Here is a 17,843-nt window from a genome sequence, read left to right as displayed (position 1 = left end):
GCCTGGCAATGCTGTCAATGGAACCCTCCATCAAGCGCGGTCTCACCTTCTGGGATCGCGCGCTGTTGCCCTGGGACGAGTTCCACGAGCGCATCGGCACCATCCGCACGGCGATGCGGGCGGCGGGCCTCGAGGCGCTCGTCGTGTCAGGCAACATGTACGAGGACGCGGCACTGCTCTACCTGGTCGGCGGCAATGTCGACGGCACGATGGTGCTGACGCTCGAAGGCGAACCGTCGATCTTCACCGTCAGCGGCAGCCGCGAGAGCTTTTTCCTGCGCGAACTGACTTGGATGCAGGACGTCTCCTACCGCGGCGCGCTCGTCGGCGAGGCGGTGCGCAAGGCTCTGCATGAGCGCGGCGTGACCGGCGGCCGCGTGGGGACGGCTGGGCTGCAGGTTCTGGCCGCACGGCCCTATCACGATCTGATCGAGGCGCTCGCCCGTTACGAGTTGCATGACTTCAACGCAAAGCTGGCCGACATCAGGCGTCGTATGCGGCCGCGCGAGCGCACCGCGATGGCGCGCGCCCGCAGCATCACGGCCAAGGCAGTCGCCGCTGCCGAACGCGTTTTTGCCGAAGGCGCATCGAACGCCGCGGCCGTGATCGAAGCCGAGCGCGTGGCGCGGCTCGAAGGTGCCTGGGATTATCGCGCGCTCGCCAATATCGGCGCCGACGAGTTGCGGCCGCTGGAGCAACCCTCAGACGAACGCCGCGAGCCACTCCTGCTCTGGGTGGCCACCCGCTATCAAGGCTACTGGGCGGATCAGGCTGCCGGCCTCTCGTCCGCCGAGGGAGACAATTCCCGCAAGGCGGTCGCCGCGATGACAGCGGTTGCGCAGCCGGGTGTGACGGCCGGCGCCGTGGCCGAGGCTGGCCTGGACGCTTTGCCGGAAGAGGCTAGGCGATGCGCGCTTGCCTATGGCTTGGGCAGGGGGATCGGCATCGAGCTGAACGGCTGGCCGGTCATCGCTCACTCGTCGGATGACGTGCTGACGGAGGGGACACTGCTGTCCTTCCACGTCTTCGCCGGCGGGCCAGGCAGGCCGAGCCTCGCCTCGGCGCTGGTCGAGGTTCGTGCTGGCGGCGCCGTTCCGTTCGGATGAGCCTGTTGTGACGGAGGTTCGTATGATCCTGAAGCAATGGGCGGAAGAACTTACCGTCGACGCCGCTCTCCCCGACGCGACTCTTCGAGCAGTCGACCTCCACGTCGCCGATGCGGCGGTCGCCTTCTTCGCAGGGCTCCGGACTCTCGAAGGTGCCGCGCTCGCGCGGTTCTTTGCCGGAGATGATCCTGGGCGGCAGGCAGCCGCCATTGCCTCGATCATACGTCACACGGAGAGCGACGACATCCATGTCGCGTCCTGCATCACGCCGGCGGCAGCCGTCGTGCCGGTCGCGCTCGCCCTTGCCGGCGACGCGGATCGCGGCGCGCGCGCGATTGCGGCCGGCTACGGCGTCGGTATCAGATTGGGGCTGGCGATTGGCGGCGCCGCCGCGCTTGCGACGGGCATCTGGCCGACCTATTTCGCAGCCCCGCTGATGGCCGCCGCAACTGCATCCGCCTGCCTTGGGCTCGACGCTGAAAAGACGGCGTCCGCGCTGTCGCTGGCAGCGGCGGGCATCAGCGGCCGCATCGGGCGCGTGACTGCTGCGCCCTCTGGCCGCTGGCTGGTGTTCGGCGAGGCGGTGGCACGGGGCTGCAACGCGGCAACCGCGGCGGCCGCCGGCTTTCGCGGCGATCCGGGCCTGGTGTCGGAGGACTGGCTTGCCGCGGTCGCGCCGAGGGTCGCCGTTCGGCCGGAGGCGATCACGGCCGGCTCCTTGCCGGATGCGATCCAGACGGCCGGTTTCAAGCCATTCGTCGCCGCCCGGCAGACGGTCAACGCGCTTCACGCTCTCCGGGTGGTGCTCCAGCGCGACGGCATTGCGCCTGAGGCAATCGACCGCGTCGAGGTCGGCGTGCCGACGATCAATGCGGCGATGGTCGCGCGGCCAGTGCCGGAGGGCGACCGGCTCGGTACGATTGCCAATATGGGCATTCAGATCGCGGCCGCCGCCATCAGGCCCGGATTGCTCTACGACGTCGCCCGGCTCGGCGTTCCCGATCCGGAAATCGCCGCCTTCGCCAGCCGCGTCACGGTCGCCGCTGCCCCGGATCTTGACGCACTGTTGCCCGACGTCTGGGCCGCCAGGGTGCGCGTGACATCACGTGGCCGGACGATCGAGGAGACGTGCCTGTTTACGCCGGGAGACGATCCCGACATGGCCGAGCCGATCATTAGGGAGAAGCTGGCCCGGATGGTGCCCCAGGCTCACCAGGAGATTTGCCGCGCGCAGTTGGCGCCCGCGGCTCCCGACCGGCATGCTCGTCGCACCGCGCTGTGGCAGGCCATGGTCGGTTCGCTGCGCGAGGCGTAGGCGGCCTTTCACGCAGCTGACGTGGTGGGATCTGCCAGCCCAAAGAGCTTTGCCGCGTTGCCATAGAACAGCTTGTCCTTGTCGGCCTGCGACAGGCCGAGTTCCTCGAGAAGCCCGAGGGCGGCGGACGGGTCCCAGCAGGGATAGTCGGTGCCGTACATCACGTGGTCGATCCCGTAATATTCGATCGCGAATTTCATCCCGAGCGCGTGCGGTGAAACCGTGTCGGTATACATGCTCTTGATGTAGGTGCTCGGCGGCTTCGGCAGGCCGGCGCGCTTACCGTTCTTGTCGATGCGTCCCGCCTGATAAGGCAAGGCGCCACCGGTGTGTGACATGATGACCTTGAGGCTGGGATGCCGTTCGAGGACGCCCGAGAAGACCAGGCGCATGGCCGCGGCGCTGACCTCCATCACCCGTCCCAGCGTCAGGTGCAGCGCCCCGTTGTAGCCCTCGAGCATGTCGTGAAAGATAGCATCCGTCGGGTGGATGAACATCGGAACGCCAAGCTTGGCGACGCGGGCATAGAAGGGCTCGAGCCGTTCGGCGTCGATATGCGGATCGCTGCCGATGCTGCCTGGTACATTGACACCCACAAGGCCGAGTTCGCCGATCGCATGATCGAGGGTTTCGATCGCGGCCCCGGTGTCCGTCAGCGGAACCGCGGCCGTCCCCCAGAAGCGCCCGGCATGACTGCGCTGCGCGGCGGCCATCGCCTCGTTCCATTGCCTGGCATCCGCGATGCCCTGCTCCGGCGGGACGTCCGAAAAATGGATTGACAGCGGCCCGATCGAGCCGATGACGTCGACCTGATGGCCGAGCGAATCCATATAGGCCAGTTCCCGGTCGAGATCGAACCACTCCGGCTCGAGATTGAGAAGGCCGATCGCGCCCTCCTTGCGCCGGTAGTCGTAGCCGCCGTCCTCGTTGCGGAAAGCTCGCGGATAGCTCTCACGGGCGCAGAGCGTCTCAAAGAAGGACTTCGGCCAGTAGTGGAAATGCGAATCCAGAATGCGCATGGGATGCTGTCCTTCGGCTAGAACTCTGTCGGGACGGGCGTCTGAAGTTTCATTGCCGTCCCACGTCCAACTTGCGTTCGATCCGGGCGCTGTATCGGGACAGGCCGAAGCAGACGACGAAGAACACGACGCCGGCGAAGAAGTAGGCCGTCTCGCGAACCTGGTCGCCGATGATCCAGGCGGGGTCTATCAGACCGCTGTGCAGAACGCCCAGGAAGTCGAACATTCCCGCGATGAGGACAATCGTGGTTTCCTTGATGATGGCGACGCTGACATTGACGATGCCGGGCATCGCCGCCCGAACCGCCTGCGGGATGATTGTCAGCGCCATGGCCTGCCAGTGGCGGAGACCGAGCGCCATGGCCGCCTCGTACTGTCCCCTCGGCACGGCCTGGATGCCGCCGCGGATGACCTCGGCCATGTTGGCGGCGTTGAAGAGGGCGAAGGCGATCAGGGTGCGCACGAGCGCGTCGATGTCCATCCCCGGCGGAACGAACAGCGGGAACAGCACGATCGCAATGAACAGGATGCCGACGAGCGGGAGGCCCCGCATGAGGTCGATGTAGCATGCGGCGAAGGCCGCCACGACCGGCAGCTTCGAGCGTCGCGCAAGCGCCACCGCAAGGCCGAGCGGCAGCGTGGTGGCGATCGTCCAGGCTGCGATCACGACCGTGAGGAGCATGCCGCCCCACCGCGTCGTCGGCACGACGGTCAGGCCGAAGATGCCGCCGCGAAGCATGATGCCCGCAAAGACCGGGAAGACAATCAGGGTCGCCAGTACTGCAAGCAGCTTGCCCCGCCGCCACGGCAGCGAAAAGACGACGAGAAGTCCGAGGCCCGCAATACCGCACAGGACGACGCGCCAGAGTTCCTCGCGCGGGTAGGTGCCATAGAGGATCTGTCCGAAGCGTTCCTTGATAAACAGCCAGCACGCAGCATCCACGCCGGCGCAAGCTTGCGGCGAAGCACCGGACCAGACTGCATCGATGATGGCCCAGCGAGTCAGTTCGGCCAGGTTCAGACCCAGCCACAGGCAGATGGCCAGCGAGATTGCGATGTTGAGCGGCGTCGAGACGCACTGTCGTAGAAAGGAAATGAGCCCGCGCATGCCTACCGCTCCACCAGTTGCATGCGCTTGTTGACGACATTGCCGCCGAGCGAGATCAGCACGTTGAGCAGGAGGTAACTCGCCATGGCGATGGCCATCACCTCCACGGGCTGGCCGGTCTGGTTCAGCGTCGTGCCCGCGACGATGAGCATGAGATCGGGATAGCCGATCGCAGCGGCAAGCGACGAGTTTTTGAGCAGCGTGATGTACTGGCCGGTCAGCGGGGGAACGATCGCGCGAAAGACCTGCGGGATGATGATCTTGCTGTAGATCCTGGCGCGTGAAAGACCGAGCGCCATGCCGGCCTCGGTCTGGCCCTTGCCGACCGTCATCACGCCGCCCCTGATCAGCTCGGCGATGAAGGCCGAGCCATAGACGGTCATGCCGATGGCCATTGCGACGAATTCGGGAATGACCACCACCCCGCCGGCGAGATTGAGGCCGCGCAGTTCCGGGATCTCCCAGGAAACGGGACTGCCGAGCAGAACATGAAGCAGCGGCACGGCAATGCAGGCGATCGCCGTCGCCAGCAGGGCGATCGACGACCTGCCGCTGCGGATTCGATTGAGCCTCGCGCGCCGGAAAAGGAACCACGCAGCCAGCAGGGCCGCTGCGGCGACGAAAAGGAAGACCGAAAACCCGGGCCCGGCGACCGGAGCCGGCAATGACAGGCCGCGCTTGTTGAGAAAGACCAGTCCGAACAGGTCGAAGCTCTGGCGCGGCAGGGGCAACGGCCCGAGCACGGAGAAATACCAGAAGAAGAGCTGCAGCAGCAGCGGGATGTTGCGAACCGCCTCGATGTAGCCGAGCGCCACCAGCGACAGCAGCGGGTTGGTCGACATCCGCGCAAGCGCGATAAACAGGCCGAGCACCGTCGCAGCCGAGATGGAAACGACCGCAAGCAGCACGGTATTCGCGAAAGCGGCCAGGAACGCGCGCAAATAGGTGGCTGACGGGGGATAGGGAATGAGGCTCTGCGCGATGTCGAAGCCGGCCGTCCGCTGAAGGAAGCCAAATCCGACCGCTATGTTGAGCCGTTCGAGATTTGCGCTCAAGTTGGCGACGATGAAGGCGACGAAGATCGCCACCGCCGCAATGAGGCCTACCTGCACAAGAAAAGAATGCGGCTCCGTGAGCCGCATTCTGGTCAGTAGAGAGGGGGGTGGCGGAGGCTTCAACGCGACGTCTTCCTTGCCAGGGCCATGCCCGGTGTCAACGGAAGGGCGGCGCCATCATCACCCCGCCATTCGTCCACAGTGCATTCAGGCCACGCTCCAGCCCCAGCGGCGTCTCGGTGCCCAGGTTGCGTTCGAAAATCTCGCCGTAGTTGCCGACCTGCTTGATGACGTTGTAGGCCCATTCCGGCGACAGGCCGATCTTCTGGCCGAGATCATCTCCGACTCCGAGCAGCCGCTTGATCTCTGGATCAGTCGACGCCGCCCGGATCTCGTCCACGTTCGCCGAGTTAATGCCCCGCTCCTCGGCTGCAATGGTCGAGAAGACCACCCATTTCACCAGATGCGACCATTGCGGATCATTGTCGCGCACGATCGGGCTGATCGCTTCCTTCGAAATATTCTCCGGAAGGATGATGTGGTCCGTCGGATTCTTGAGGCCCTGGCCGCGAGAAGCCAACGAGCCGCGGTCGTTCGTCCAGGCGTCGCAGCGGCCTTCGTCATAGGCAAGCCGCGTTGCGTCCGTGCCGTCGAACGTAGCGATTTTGTACGTCAGCCCGTGCTCCCGGAAATAGTCCGCGACGTTGAGTTCGGTCGTCGTGCCCTGGGCTGCGCAGATGGTGCCGCCGTCGAGTTCCTTCACGCTCTTGATGCCGTCGGCCTTTCGCACCATGAAGGCCTGGCCGTCGAAGAAGACGGGCTGCGTGAATTCGATGCCGCCGCCGTTGTCGCGATTGAAGGTCCAGCTGAAGCGATGGGTGAGAACGTCCACGCCTCCGGTCGTCAGGGTGGTGAAGGCATCGCGCGGCTGCACGACCTTGAGCGTGACCTTGGCCGGATCGCCGAAGATCGCCGCACCGAGCGCCTTGCAGAAATCGACGTCGAAGCCGCGATTCTCGCCATCGGCGCTGGCGAAGGAAAAGCCCGGATTGTTCGGAGCTACGCCGCAGACTACCGAACCTCGCTGTTTGACGTCGTCAAGTGTACCGGCCTGCGCGCCAAGCGAGCCGGCGACGACCAGTGCAGCACCCAAAGCAAAGATTCCCGCACGCATTTTGACCCCCCCCCGTCAATGATGCTGCGACGGCCGTTCCCAGGAATGCCGACGCAGTCTATTTGCTGATGCGGCTATCAAGCCATGTGCGCTTCGGCAATAGCAACGGCCCTGCACACTATTCAGATGATAGGCGATATGCTATCAATCCTGCCCTGCCATGAGCACACATAAGCATCGAAGGATAACGCTGAGGCGTCTCGAGGTCTTTGTTGAGATCGTCAACAGCGGCGGCTTCCGTGCGGCCGCCGACCGCTTGGGGCTGGCGCAGCCGTCCGTCAGCAACCATGTCCAGGCCCTGGAGGTAGAGGCGGGCGGCATGCTCTTCCGGCGCCGCCGCGGCAGCGGCGTGGAACTGACGGACCTCGGCAAGACCTTTCTTACACACGCCAAGCAGCTTCTCGCGGAAGTGGACAGCATGGCGGACAATCTCGACCAGTCGAGAGCCGAGGCCGAGCGCCGCGTCATCTTCGCATGCCAGCGGTCGCTTGCGGACTTCATGCCGCCGCTTGTGGCGGAGTTCGCACGAGACCATCGCGACATCGAGTTGATGACGCGCGTCGGACGCCAGGAAGAGATCGTCGACATGATCAAGGACGGCGCCGCCAATATCGGGCTCTATCTGAGCAACCGGGACATTCCCGGTTTGAGTTCAACGGTCATCGGACACGAGGAGATTGCCGTCGTGGCCTCCCGCAATCATCCGCTGGCCGGACGCCGCAAGATACCGCCGGCCGAACTCGACCATCATCCGTTCGTCGGCGCGCCGGCAGGCTCGCTCTTTGGCGAGAGCATTTTGCAGATGCTGGCGGGCATCGGGGTCCGTGAGATGAAGGTTGTGTCGACGGCAACCGAATATGAGTTCCTACGCGCGCTGGTGCTCGCGGACGTGGGGCTCTACTGCTGCCTGCGTAAGCGCGCTCGCCCGGAGATCGACAGTGGTGCACTCGTGATGCTCGATCTCGATGCGCCGCCGCTCATGATGGAGGTCAGGCAGATGTTTTCCATCAAGAGGCAAGTCTCGCCCTCGGTCGTCACTTTCGCGGAATTTCTTCGCCGACGACAGCAACACTATCTGCAGCCGCTTCTGTAACTGGACGCTAATGAACGGATCGCCTCCGCCATCGAATTGCCCTGCGGCTCAGTGACATGTGTGAGTTCTTGCCGAACTGCGACTTTGCGCCGGCAAACTTTCCACTCCGCGCGTTGTCCACAAATGTCGTCTCCCCGTCATCTGACCGAGACGTGAGCGTCATCCAGCCTCTCTAGAGGAAGCTCAGCGGGCGTCGTGCTCGCGAGATGTTCTTTTGGAGATCACGATGAAAAGATTGGCTCTTCTCGCGATGGCCGCCACGGCTTTCGCAACCGGCGCTTCGGCCGCCGAACGCACGAAGTTCGAGTTCTGGTACGGTCTGACGGGCGACCTCGGCGAGGTCGTGGCCAACCATTGCAAGCTCTTCAATGAGTCGCAGGACAAGTACGAGGCGATCTGCACCGGGCAGGGCGGCTACGACAAGGCCGAACAGAACACCATCGCCGCCTTCCGCGCCAAGCAGCATCCGACCGTCGTCCAGATCTACGACGCCGGCACCGTGAACTTCATGCTGTCGGGCGCGATCTACCCGGCCAACAAGTTCGCCAAGGACTACAACCTCGAGATCGACTGGAGCAAGTATTTCCCGGGCATCGCCAACTACTACGCCACCTCGAAGGGCGAGATGTGGTCGTTCCCCTACAACTCCTCGACCGCCGTCCTCTATTGGAACAAGGACGCCTGGGCCAAGATCGGCAAGGACAAGGCTCCGGCCACCTGGGCCGAGTTCAGTGAAGACCTCAAGGCGCTCAAGGCTGCCGGCGTGGATTGCGGCTTTGCCTTCGACTTCGACAGCTGGATGAACCTCGAGCAGTTCTCTGCCATCAACGGCATCCCGCTCGCCACGCTCGAGAACGGCTACGGCGGCCTCGGCGCCGAAATCGCCTTCAACAAGACAGCCTTCGTCGACCATATGAAGGACTTCAAGGCTTGGATGGACGCCGGCTATGCCCGCATTCAGACCAACCAGACCGGCAAGAACCTGATCCAGTCCTTCGCCGACGGCACCTGCGCCTCCACCACCTCGTCGATTGCCAACCACGGCACCGTGCACAACACGCAGGTCGCCGGCCTGAACTGGGATGTGGCGATGCTTCCGGCCATCGACGCTTCCAAGCGCACCAACTCCATCGTCGGCGGCGCTTCGCTGTGGGTTATGGAAGGCAAGTCCAAGGAAGAATACGAGGCCGCTGCCGCCTTCCTGAAGTATGTGACCGCTCCGGACACCGGCGAAAAGTATATCGCCGAGAACACCGGTTACATCCCGGTCACCACCGCCGGCTTCGAACTCCTCAAGTCCGAAGGCTTCTACAACGACCCGAAGCGTAGCGGCCGCGAGACCGCGATCGAGTCGCTCACCGCTTCCGACGTCACCCCGCTGAGCCGCGGCATCCGCCTTGGCAACTTCACCTCGATCCGCGCTGAAGTCCGCTCCGAGCTGGAAGCTGCCTTCGCCGGTCAGAAGACCGTCGAGGAAGCCATCGACGCCGCTGCCGACCGCAGCAACCAGATCCTGCGTCGCTACGAGCAGACCTTCAAGGGCAAGACCCTGCCCTGAGCCGGGTCTGACATCCGGTTCCTCGGAACGATTGGCGCCGCCTGAAAGGGCGGCGCCGCATTTGAGGCTGCAGATATCGGAGGCTTTCGCCCGTGGAAAAACGCGCCACCTTTTCAAATCTCTGGCTGGCGGCTGCATTCATCGCGCCGCAGATGCTGCTGATTTTCACTTTCTTCTATTGGCCTACAGGCGAGGCGCTCTATTGGGCGGTTTCGCTGGAGGCGCCTTTCGGCGGATCCAACGAATGGGTCGGCTGGCTCAATTTCCAGACGGTCTTTTCCGACCCGAAATACTGGGATTCCGTACGCGTTTCGCTGCTTTTCGCCCTGTCGTCCACTGCGCTGTCGCTGGGGATAGCGGTGCTACTGGCGCTGTTCGTGGACCGCAGGCTGGCGGGGCATCAGGTCTACAAGTTCACGTTCTTCCTGCCCTATGCGCTGGCAGCACCCGCGGTCGGCCTTGCCTTCCGCTTCATCTTCTCGCCCGACGCTGGTTTCGTGTCGGCCGTCAATCGCATCTGGCCCGGCCTCTGGAACCCGGCATTCAACGGCAATGACGCCTTCATCATGATCGTGCTGGCGCAGGCCTGGATGATGGTCGGCTACAACTTCATCTTTTTCCTTGCCGCGCTGCAGTCGATCCCGCGCACCGTCTCGGAAGCGGGAGCCATGGATGGCGCCGGTGTGCTGCGCCGCATGTGGGACATTCAGCTGCCGCTGATCACGCCGACGCTGTTTTTCCTCATCGTGATCAACATCACGGACAGCTTCGTCAATTCCTTCGGCATCGTCGACATCACGACCGGCGGCGGTCCCGCCCGGGCAACGGAAGTGATGGTCTACAAGATCTATTTCGATGGCTTCCGGGGCAAGGACTACTCGCTCGCGGCCGCCCAATCCATCGTGCTGATGCTGCTGATCATCGCGCTGACCTTCATCCAGTTCCGCTTCATCGAGCGGCGCGTGCACTATTCGTGAGGAGGCGCTGTCATGGTCGAACGCAATCCCATCCTCGACACTTTCACGCATGCCCTGCTGATCATCAGCCTCATCGCGCTCCTGATACCGTTCTGGATCGTCTTTGTGGCTGCCTCGCATGACTTCCACACGGTCAACCAGGTGCCGATGCCGCTTTTGCCAGGCTCCCATTTCTTCGAGAACATTTCGACTGCCTGGGAGCAGGGCAATTTCAGCCGCGTGATGCTGAACTCCATGATCGTGGCTGTCGGCGTCACCGGCGGCAAGATCCTGATCGCATCGCTGTCCGCCTTCTCGATCGTCTATTTCAACTATCGGCTGCGGACGCTGATGTTCTGGCTGATCTTCATCACGCTGATGCTGCCGCTGGAAGTCCGCATCGTGCCGACCTACGCGGTCGCCGCCGACGTGCTGCGGCCCTACCGCGAGATATTGAATCTCTTCGGCCTGTCGATCGGATTGCCGGAGTGGAACATGCTGAATTCCTATTCGGGCCTCATCCTGCCGCTCATCGCCACCGCGACCGGCACTTTCCTCTACCGGCAGTTCTTCCTGACCGTTCCGGACGAACTGACGGAAGCGGCCAAGATGGACGGTTCAGGCCCGATACGCTTCTTCCTGGAAGTGCTTTTGCCGCTTTCCAAGACCAATATGGCAGCACTCGCGACCATCATGTTCGTCTGGTCATGGAACCAGTATCTGTGGCCGCTGCTCATCATCACCGACCAGGCCCACTACGCCACGGCGACCATGCAGCTTCAGAAGGTCGTGCCTGGTCCGGTGTTCGGCGACCCGCCGATCTGGAACATCGCTATGGCGTCGAACCTCATCGTGCTCACGCCGCCGGTGCTCGTCACCATCCTGCTGCAGCGCTGGTTCGTGCGCGGCCTCATCTCAACTGACAAATAGGAGCGACAACGATGGCTGAAATCGTGTTGCGAGATGTTCGCAAATCCTACGCCAAGAACGAAGTCGTCCATGGCGTGAACCTCGACATCGCTACCGGCGAGTTCATCGTCATCCTCGGCCCTTCGGGTTGCGGCAAGTCGACCCTGCTGCGCATGGTTGCGGGCCTGGAAACGATCACCGCCGGCGAGATCGAGATCGGCGGCAAGGTGGTGAACCAGATGGAGCCGCGCGAGCGCGGCTGCGCCATGGTGTTCCAGAACTACGCCCTTTACCCGCATATGACGGTGGCCGAGAACATCGGCTACTCGCTGAAGATCGCGGGCGTTTCCAAGGCAAAGCGCCGCGCCCGCGTCGAAGAGGTCGCCGGCCCGCTCGGCCTTTCGGAATTCCTGGATCGCAAGCCGGGCCAGCTTTCGGGCGGCCAGCGTCAGCGCGTTGCCATGGGCCGCGCGATGATCCGCGAGCCGCGCGTGTTCCTCTATGACGAGCCGCTCTCCAATCTCGACGCGCGGCTGCGCGTTGCTATGCGCGTCGAGATCCGCAAACTGCACCAGCGGCTGGGCACCACCACGCTCTTCGTCACCCACGACCAGGTCGAGGCCATGACGCTGGCCGACCGTATCGTGGTGATGAACAAGGGCGTGGTCGAACAGGTCGGCGCCCCGAGCGAGATCTACAATCGTCCGCAGTCCACCTATGTGGCGGGCTTCATCGGCTCGCCGGGCCTGAACATGGTGTCGGGCACGGTCGATCCGGCTGCCGGCGTCGTGCGTCTGACGGATGGCCAGGAGCTTGCCTATGACCGCGAGCGCTGGCCGGTGGTGACGCCGGGACCCATCACGGCCGGTTTCCGGGCCGAGCATGTCGCGCTTTCGAATGTCGGCCTGAGAGGGTCGTTCGATTTTGCCGAGGAGCTCGGCTCGGCGCGACTCGTACATGGCACTGTCGGCGACCAGATGGTCGTGGCCCATGTCGGGGGCGAACTCCATTTTGAGCCTGGCGATCCAGTACAGTTCTCGATGGATCCGTCGGAGGTTCATCTGTTCGATGCAGCTTCGGGCCGCCGGCTGGCCGGTGAGAGCAGTCCGATGCCTGCTCGCAACGAGGCTGCCCGCGGCTTGGTCAAGGCCTGAGCCACCTACGGGGGCAGGGGCGCTGGGGCGCCCTTGCTCGCTCCCTCGCTTGCTCCACTTGTCAGCAAAGCTTCATACGCATGTCGGCTGGCTGACATGAGAATCAAACATTGTCCGGTCGATCGGCCGCCGTCATGCGGCCACTAGTTTAAGGATACATCCATGCTCCCCAACGGCGTCTTCGGCACCGGCATTTCGGCCCATAAGCGACAGGCAGACCTTTCCGACTTTGCCGATGAGCTCGACATGATCGAGGGGCTCGGCGTCGAGTCCATCGAGCTGCCGACCTACTGCATGGATATTGTCGTCGGGGGACGCATCCGCCGCCCGCAGCTGGAGGCCTTGAAGCGCGCCTGCGCAGGACGCGATGTCGGCTATTCGGTTCACGGGCCGCTGGGTATCAACTTCATGGACGATGCGTACCGTCTGCCGCGCCACATGGACGTGCTCCAGGCATCGCTGGAAGTGGCCGCCGAGGTTGGCGCAGAGCACTATGTGATCCATTCGGGATTGGCGCCGGTTCAGCAGTCCGCCGGTCTCGAGGCCGCCTATGGCCGCCAGCGCGAATATCTTGCCAAGGCTGGTGACATCGCCAGGCAGCTCAATCTCGTCCTGTGCGTCGAAACTCTGTTTGGCGGCTACGAAGGCAAAGTCCGTGCATCGTGGCCCTCGCGCCTTGCGGCCGAGCTCGAAGCGATCGCCCATCCGAATGTGATGGCGACGCTTGATTTCAGCCACGCCTATCTGCAGCTCGACTTCGACGGTGGGCGTGATCGCTTCGTTGAGGAGATCGCGGTGCTCGCACCTTATGCCCGTCACCTGCACATCCATGACAGCTTCGGGCGGCAGGACGACATCTGGATGTACGACGATGGCGAGCGTCTCGCTTATGGTCACGGCGACCTGCATCTGCCGGTCGGCTGGGGCGATATCCCTTGGGAGACGCTGATGGCCGAATGCCGCTTCCCCGAAGGCGTGCTGTTCAACATCGAGTTGAAGAATCGCTACTGGTACGCGGCCCAGGAAGCGGTCGACGCCACCAAGGCGCTTGCCGCCAAGGCGCAGGTTTATCGGACAGACGCCGCCGACTGACCCCTTCGATTTCGGCAGCCGAAGCTGAACGGTTGTGTTGCAAATTTGGGTGGAGACGCGGAAAACTCCACCCTTCCCCGGCATTGCCACGATTCTGGACGGTCAGAGCATCGGGCAGGTTTGCCGCCGCCTCGGCATCCGTATAGGCGACAACAACCCATCCTGACTGCCCGAAGGCTTCCCCATTTTTTGACCCCGGTCGCGTGCGCGCCGGCTTTCTAAGAGGACTACGTGCACGGTACCCCTCTGCAGGCCGTGGCAATGGGTTCAGGCTTTGTGTGTATGTGCACATTATTCTGGCTCCAGAATGTGGAAATCAACAATAGACACGCGTTGAAGACACTGACTACGTTGCTCGCCATCCAGCGAGGAAATGATCGTGCTTCAATCACGCCCTGCCAGACCAGACGGTTCGCTTTCGGTTTCCCGTCCGGCCCCCCTGTCGGATGACGATTGCGTAGCCCTCCTGCAATGGATGTTGCGTCATGACACGACTGCTTTGCAGGCTAGGGAAGAAGGATTCGTCGCCGAACTCGCCAAGTATCTGGCAGAACGAGGAATTGCGTCCAGGATAATCCAGGGGGACGAAGGGCGCGCGAATCTGGTGGCGAGTCTCGAAAGCGGCCGCCCCGGCCCCCACCTGGTCTTTTGCGGGCATTGCGACACCGTGCCTCTTGGCGACCGTGTTTGGCAAAAGTCGCCATTCGGCGCAGAGATCGAGGGTGGACGGATACATGGGCGCGGTAGCTCGGATATGAAAGGCGGCCTGGCTGCCCTCATCGCAAGCTTTCTCGATTTCTCCGCATCGAACGACTGGTCAGGGCGGCTTTCTCTGGCCGTGACCTATGGCGAGGAAACCGGTTCTGAAGGCGCCAAGCTGATGGCTGGTGACCGCAGTCTCGATCCGTTTGACGCGATGATTATCGCCGAGCCGACCTCGAACCGGGTGGTGCGTAGCCATAAAGGGGCGTTGTGGCTCGCCTTCACGGCCATGGGCCGCACCGGGCACGGATCCATGCCGCAGATGGGGCTCAACGCTCTAGAGATGGTTATCAGGTTCAGGGAGGGGCTGCTCAAGCTCGATGCGCTTACCGCATCCGACCCGTTACTGGGCCGGCCGACCATCTGTCTCACCCGCCTGCATGGCGGCACACAGGTGAACGTGATTCCGGACCGAGCCGTCGCAGAATTCGACATGCGTACGCTACCGGGGCAAAGCCACGAAGATGTCCTTGCCGAGGTTCGGGCTATCGCACGCGAAATCGAAGCTGATTACGCAGGTGGGAAAATCGTCGTGGAGGCGCTCAATTCCTTGCCAGCGCTCGCAACCCCCGTGGAAAGTCCGCTCATTCACGCGGCGCTGGAAACCAGGCGCGAACTGGGGATGCCGGCAAGCGAAGCCGGTGGTGCAAGCTACTTTACCGACGGTTCGGTGCTTCAGGCGCCCGGCACCGACATATTGATACTCGGGCCCGGCGATCCCGGTGAGGCGCATCAGACGGATGAGAGTCTCGACCTTTCGGATTTCCTTGCTGCCCGTCTCATCTATACGGGCATTGCCCGACGCTTTCTGTGTTCTCCCGAATGACAAGGGAGAAGGTTTCGCGCCGCTCCTGAGAGTCAGGGCTGCGTTCTGTTCCAAGTCCCCGTTAAGAGGGACCAACAAACTTCCAAGAGGTGTTCTATTGTCACTTGACCGTCGTCAATTCCTACAGATTTCTGCTGCTGCAGTCGGCGCCGGGGCGCTGAGCGGCATTCCCCTTATGGCTCAGGCGCAAGCCAAGGGCGGTGTACTCAACGTCGTGGTTCAGCCGGAGCCACCCGGCATCATGATCGGCATCTATCAGAACGTGCCTTCGCAAATGGTCGGCGGCAACATCTTTGAAGGATTGCTGCGTTTCGATGCCGATCTCAACCCTCATCCACTGCTTGCCGAAAGCTGGGAGGCAGCGCCGGACGGCATGTTCTATTCCTTCAAGCTGAAGGAAAACGTGCTCTGGCATGACGGCAAACCGTTCACGTCGGAAGACGTGGTTTTCAGCGTCGACAAGATGCTTCGCGAGACCCACCCGCGCGTTCGCAACTTCCTCAAGGCAGTCGAAAGCATCACCGCCGACGGGCCGTACAAGGTGAACTTCAAGATGAAGACCACCTTCGCACCCTTCATACAGTCCTTCGAGGTCGGCTCCATGCCGATGCTTCCGAAGCATCTCTATGAAGGCACAGACTACAACACCAACCCGGTCAACAACGCTCCGATCGGCACCGGGCCGCTGAAGTTCGACGAATGGCAGCGGGGGTCGTACCTGAAGCTGGTCGCCAACGAGAATTATCACGAGGAAGGCGTGCCCTCGATCGACGCGGTCTATTTCCACGTCATTCCCGATGGTGCGAGCCGTGCAACCGCCTATGAGACCGGCAAGGTCGATGTGCTGCCGGGCGGTGCGGTCGAATACTTCGACGTCCAGCGCCTCGCTGAATTGCCCAACTCCGAGCTCACGACCAAGGGCTGGGAGTTCCAGGGATCGCAGTGCTTCCTCTGGCTCAATAACGGTTCCAAGTGGATCGAGGACAAGCGGATCCGTCAAGCGATCATGTTTGCGCTCGACCGCGAGAGCATGCGCGACATCGCCTTCTTCGGCTATGCCAAGGTCGCGCCGAGCCCGTGGAACAGCTCGACCAAGTTCTATTCGGAAAACATAAAGCAGTATCCGCGTGATGTTGAGAAAGCCAAGGCACTTCTGGCAGAGGCTGGATATGATGGCAGCCCGATCCGCCTGCTGCCGCTGCCTTACGGTGAAACCTGGCAGCGCCTTGCTGAAATTGCACGCGAGAATCTCACCGAGGCAGGGATCCAGGTCGAGCTGACCGCCACCGACGTTGCCGGCTGGAACCAGCGTCTCGGAGAGAAGGATTACGATATCGCCTTCTCCTACATGTCGCAGTATGGCGACCCGGCTCTGGGCGTTGCGCGCCTCTACACAACGTCCAACATCATCGCCGGATCACCCTGGAACAACGTTTCGGCCTTTTCCAATGCCGATCTCGACGCCCTGTTTGATGCGGGAGCGACCGAGATCGATCCGGAGAAGCGGGCAAAGATCTATCAGGATGCACAGGCGCTCATAGCTGAAGAGGTTCCACTCGCCTGGCTGTTCGAGATGATCTGGCCGACGATCTATAGGTCGAACATCAAGAACCTGATTTCGTCGGCGGTTGGCCTGAACGACAGCCTCGGGCGCGCTCGGATCGAGTAAAGCGCTCAGCGGCGCTAACGAGCAGCCCGGCTTTCTGGGCTGCTCATGATTCATCCAGTCAGAGGCGAAGAGTGTGAACCGTCTGAGATTTCTGTTGGGACGCTTCGTGCAGGGAGTGATCGCACTCTTTGTCATAGCCACCCTGAATTTCCTGCTCATACGCGCAGCGCCGGGTGACCCTGTTGCCGTGATGGCGGGCGAGGCAGGCGCGGTCGACAAACGGTTCCTGGAAACATTGCGCATCCAGTACGGGCTGGATCAGCCGCTCATCGTGCAGTGGTGGACCTACATCTCCCGTATCGCCACACTGGATTTGGGCTTTTCCTATCGCCAGCAGGAGACGGTGGCGCAGCTCATTGCCGACCGGCTTTCCGCGACGCTGCTTCTGACGCTCTGCGCCTTCGTGTTCTCGCTGGTTGTGGGCGTAGGACTGGGCGTGCTTGCCAGCCGGCGGCCAGGCGGCTGGGCGGACAGGGTGATCGGCTTTGCTGCGCTGATATTCTATGCCGCACCCATGTACTGGCTGGCATTGATGGCCGTGCTGGTCTTTTCAATCCAGCTCGGCTGGCTGCCTGCCTTCGGCTACAGTTCCGTCGGCGCCAACCTGACCGGCATAGCCGCCGCAATGGACATTGCAAGGCACTTGATCCTGCCGACGCTGGCACTCTCCTTCTTCTACATTGCGGTCTACGCCCGAATGACCCGAGCTAACATGATGGCGATGGCGCAGATGGCCTTCGTCAAGACCGCGCGTGCAAAGGGCGCAAGCGAGTCGCGGGTCCAGTTCCGCCATGTGCTGCGCAACGCGCTTCTGCCCGTGGTGACGCTGGCCGGGTTGCAGGCCGGCAACATGGTCGGCGGTGCGATCATGACCGAGACCGTCTTCGCCTGGCCTGGTATCGGAAGGCTGATGTTCGACGCGCTGCTGCAGCGCGACTACAACCTGCTGCTCGGTGCCTTTCTGGTCGCGGCGGCGCTGGCCATCGCCTTCAACATCATCACGGACCTCATCTACACCGTGATTGATCCGAGGATTGCGCTGTGAAC

At 62.7% G+C, this 17,843-nt stretch carries 15 protein-coding genes; 11 read left to right on the top strand and 4 right to left on the bottom strand.

The features are described 5' to 3' along the window. Nucleotides 1-8: 8 nt before the first annotated feature. Nucleotides 9-1,106: a M24 family metallopeptidase gene (locus tag ABLE85_RS15500; protein WP_348793613.1), complete on the top strand. Its 1,098-nt coding sequence runs from the start codon at nt 9-11 to the stop codon at nt 1,104-1,106. A gap of 22 nt (nt 1,107-1,128) precedes the next feature. Next, the gene (locus ABLE85_RS15495; protein ID WP_348793612.1) at nt 1,129-2,421 is read left to right on the top strand and encodes an MmgE/PrpD family protein; all 1,293 of its coding nucleotides are present in this window, start codon (nt 1,129-1,131) and stop codon (nt 2,419-2,421) included. Nucleotides 2,422-2,429: 8 nt separating this feature from the next. On the opposite strand, the gene ABLE85_RS15490 is transcribed toward ABLE85_RS15495, so the two are convergent. From ABLE85_RS15490 to ABLE85_RS15475, 4 genes are all read right to left on the bottom strand, one after another. After that, nucleotides 2,430-3,440 carry an amidohydrolase family protein gene (locus ABLE85_RS15490; RefSeq protein ID WP_348793611.1) on the bottom strand — a complete coding sequence of 337 codons (1,011 nt, stop codon included), beginning with the start codon at nt 3,438-3,440 and terminating at the stop codon, nt 2,430-2,432. Between the two features lie 49 nt (nt 3,441-3,489). Beyond that, nucleotides 3,490-4,548: an amino acid ABC transporter permease gene (locus ABLE85_RS15485; protein WP_348793610.1), complete on the bottom strand. Its 1,059-nt coding sequence runs from the start codon at nt 4,546-4,548 to the stop codon at nt 3,490-3,492. 2 nt (nt 4,549-4,550) lie between these two features. Further along, nucleotides 4,551-5,660: an ABC transporter permease subunit gene (locus ABLE85_RS15480; protein ID WP_348793609.1), complete on the bottom strand. Its 1,110-nt coding sequence runs from the start codon at nt 5,658-5,660 to the stop codon at nt 4,551-4,553. A 100-nt stretch (nt 5,661-5,760) separates the two neighbouring features. Beyond that, nucleotides 5,761-6,777 carry an amino acid ABC transporter substrate-binding protein gene (locus tag ABLE85_RS15475; RefSeq protein ID WP_348793608.1) on the bottom strand — a complete coding sequence of 339 codons (1,017 nt, stop codon included), beginning with the start codon at nt 6,775-6,777 and terminating at the stop codon, nt 5,761-5,763. Nucleotides 6,778-6,937: 160 nt separating this feature from the next. Here ABLE85_RS15475 and ABLE85_RS15470 point away from each other — a divergent pair, with 160 nt between their 5' ends. The 9 genes from ABLE85_RS15470 (at nt 6,938) to ABLE85_RS15430 (ending at nt 17,841) form a co-directional block, all read left to right on the top strand. Next, complete coding sequence (locus ABLE85_RS15470) at nt 6,938-7,870, top strand: LysR family transcriptional regulator (protein WP_348793607.1); 933 nt, start codon at nt 6,938-6,940, stop codon at nt 7,868-7,870. Nucleotides 7,871-8,096: 226 nt separating this feature from the next. Next, the gene (locus tag ABLE85_RS15465) at nt 8,097-9,428 is read left to right on the top strand and encodes an extracellular solute-binding protein (protein ID WP_348793606.1); all 1,332 of its coding nucleotides are present in this window, start codon (nt 8,097-8,099) and stop codon (nt 9,426-9,428) included. A 92-nt stretch (nt 9,429-9,520) separates the two neighbouring features. Then, the gene (locus ABLE85_RS15460) at nt 9,521-10,405 is read left to right on the top strand and encodes an ABC transporter permease subunit (protein ID WP_106722395.1); all 885 of its coding nucleotides are present in this window, start codon (nt 9,521-9,523) and stop codon (nt 10,403-10,405) included. Between the two features lie 12 nt (nt 10,406-10,417). Continuing rightward, nucleotides 10,418-11,314 carry a sn-glycerol-3-phosphate ABC transporter permease UgpE gene (ugpE, locus tag ABLE85_RS15455; protein WP_348793605.1) on the top strand — a complete coding sequence of 299 codons (897 nt, stop codon included), beginning with the start codon at nt 10,418-10,420 and terminating at the stop codon, nt 11,312-11,314. Nucleotides 11,315-11,325: 11 nt separating this feature from the next. Next, nucleotides 11,326-12,447 (top strand): sn-glycerol-3-phosphate ABC transporter ATP-binding protein UgpC, encoded by a 1,122-nt coding sequence (ugpC, locus tag ABLE85_RS15450; RefSeq protein ID WP_348793604.1) that lies wholly within the window; start codon nt 11,326-11,328, stop codon nt 12,445-12,447. A gap of 162 nt (nt 12,448-12,609) precedes the next feature. Beyond that, nucleotides 12,610-13,539, top strand: coding sequence for a sugar phosphate isomerase/epimerase (locus ABLE85_RS15445; protein WP_348793603.1), 930 nt, complete (start codon nt 12,610-12,612; stop codon nt 13,537-13,539). A gap of 379 nt (nt 13,540-13,918) precedes the next feature. After that, on the top strand, nt 13,919-15,127 hold the full coding sequence (locus ABLE85_RS15440; protein WP_348793602.1) for a M20 family metallopeptidase: 1,209 nt from the start codon (nt 13,919-13,921) through the stop codon (nt 15,125-15,127). A gap of 175 nt (nt 15,128-15,302) precedes the next feature. Beyond that, on the top strand, nt 15,303-16,796 hold the full coding sequence (locus tag ABLE85_RS15435; RefSeq protein ID WP_348793601.1) for an ABC transporter substrate-binding protein: 1,494 nt from the start codon (nt 15,303-15,305) through the stop codon (nt 16,794-16,796). Between the two features lie 82 nt (nt 16,797-16,878). Next, on the top strand, nt 16,879-17,841 hold the full coding sequence (locus ABLE85_RS15430; protein ID WP_348793739.1) for an ABC transporter permease: 963 nt from the start codon (nt 16,879-16,881) through the stop codon (nt 17,839-17,841). The last annotated feature ends 2 nt before the right edge of the window (nt 17,842-17,843 follow it).

Source organism: Mesorhizobium sp. KR1-2 (genome assembly GCF_040045035.1).
GTDB lineage: Bacteria > Pseudomonadota > Alphaproteobacteria > Rhizobiales > Rhizobiaceae > Pseudaminobacter.
This window is presented reverse-complemented; position numbering and strand designations above follow the sequence as displayed.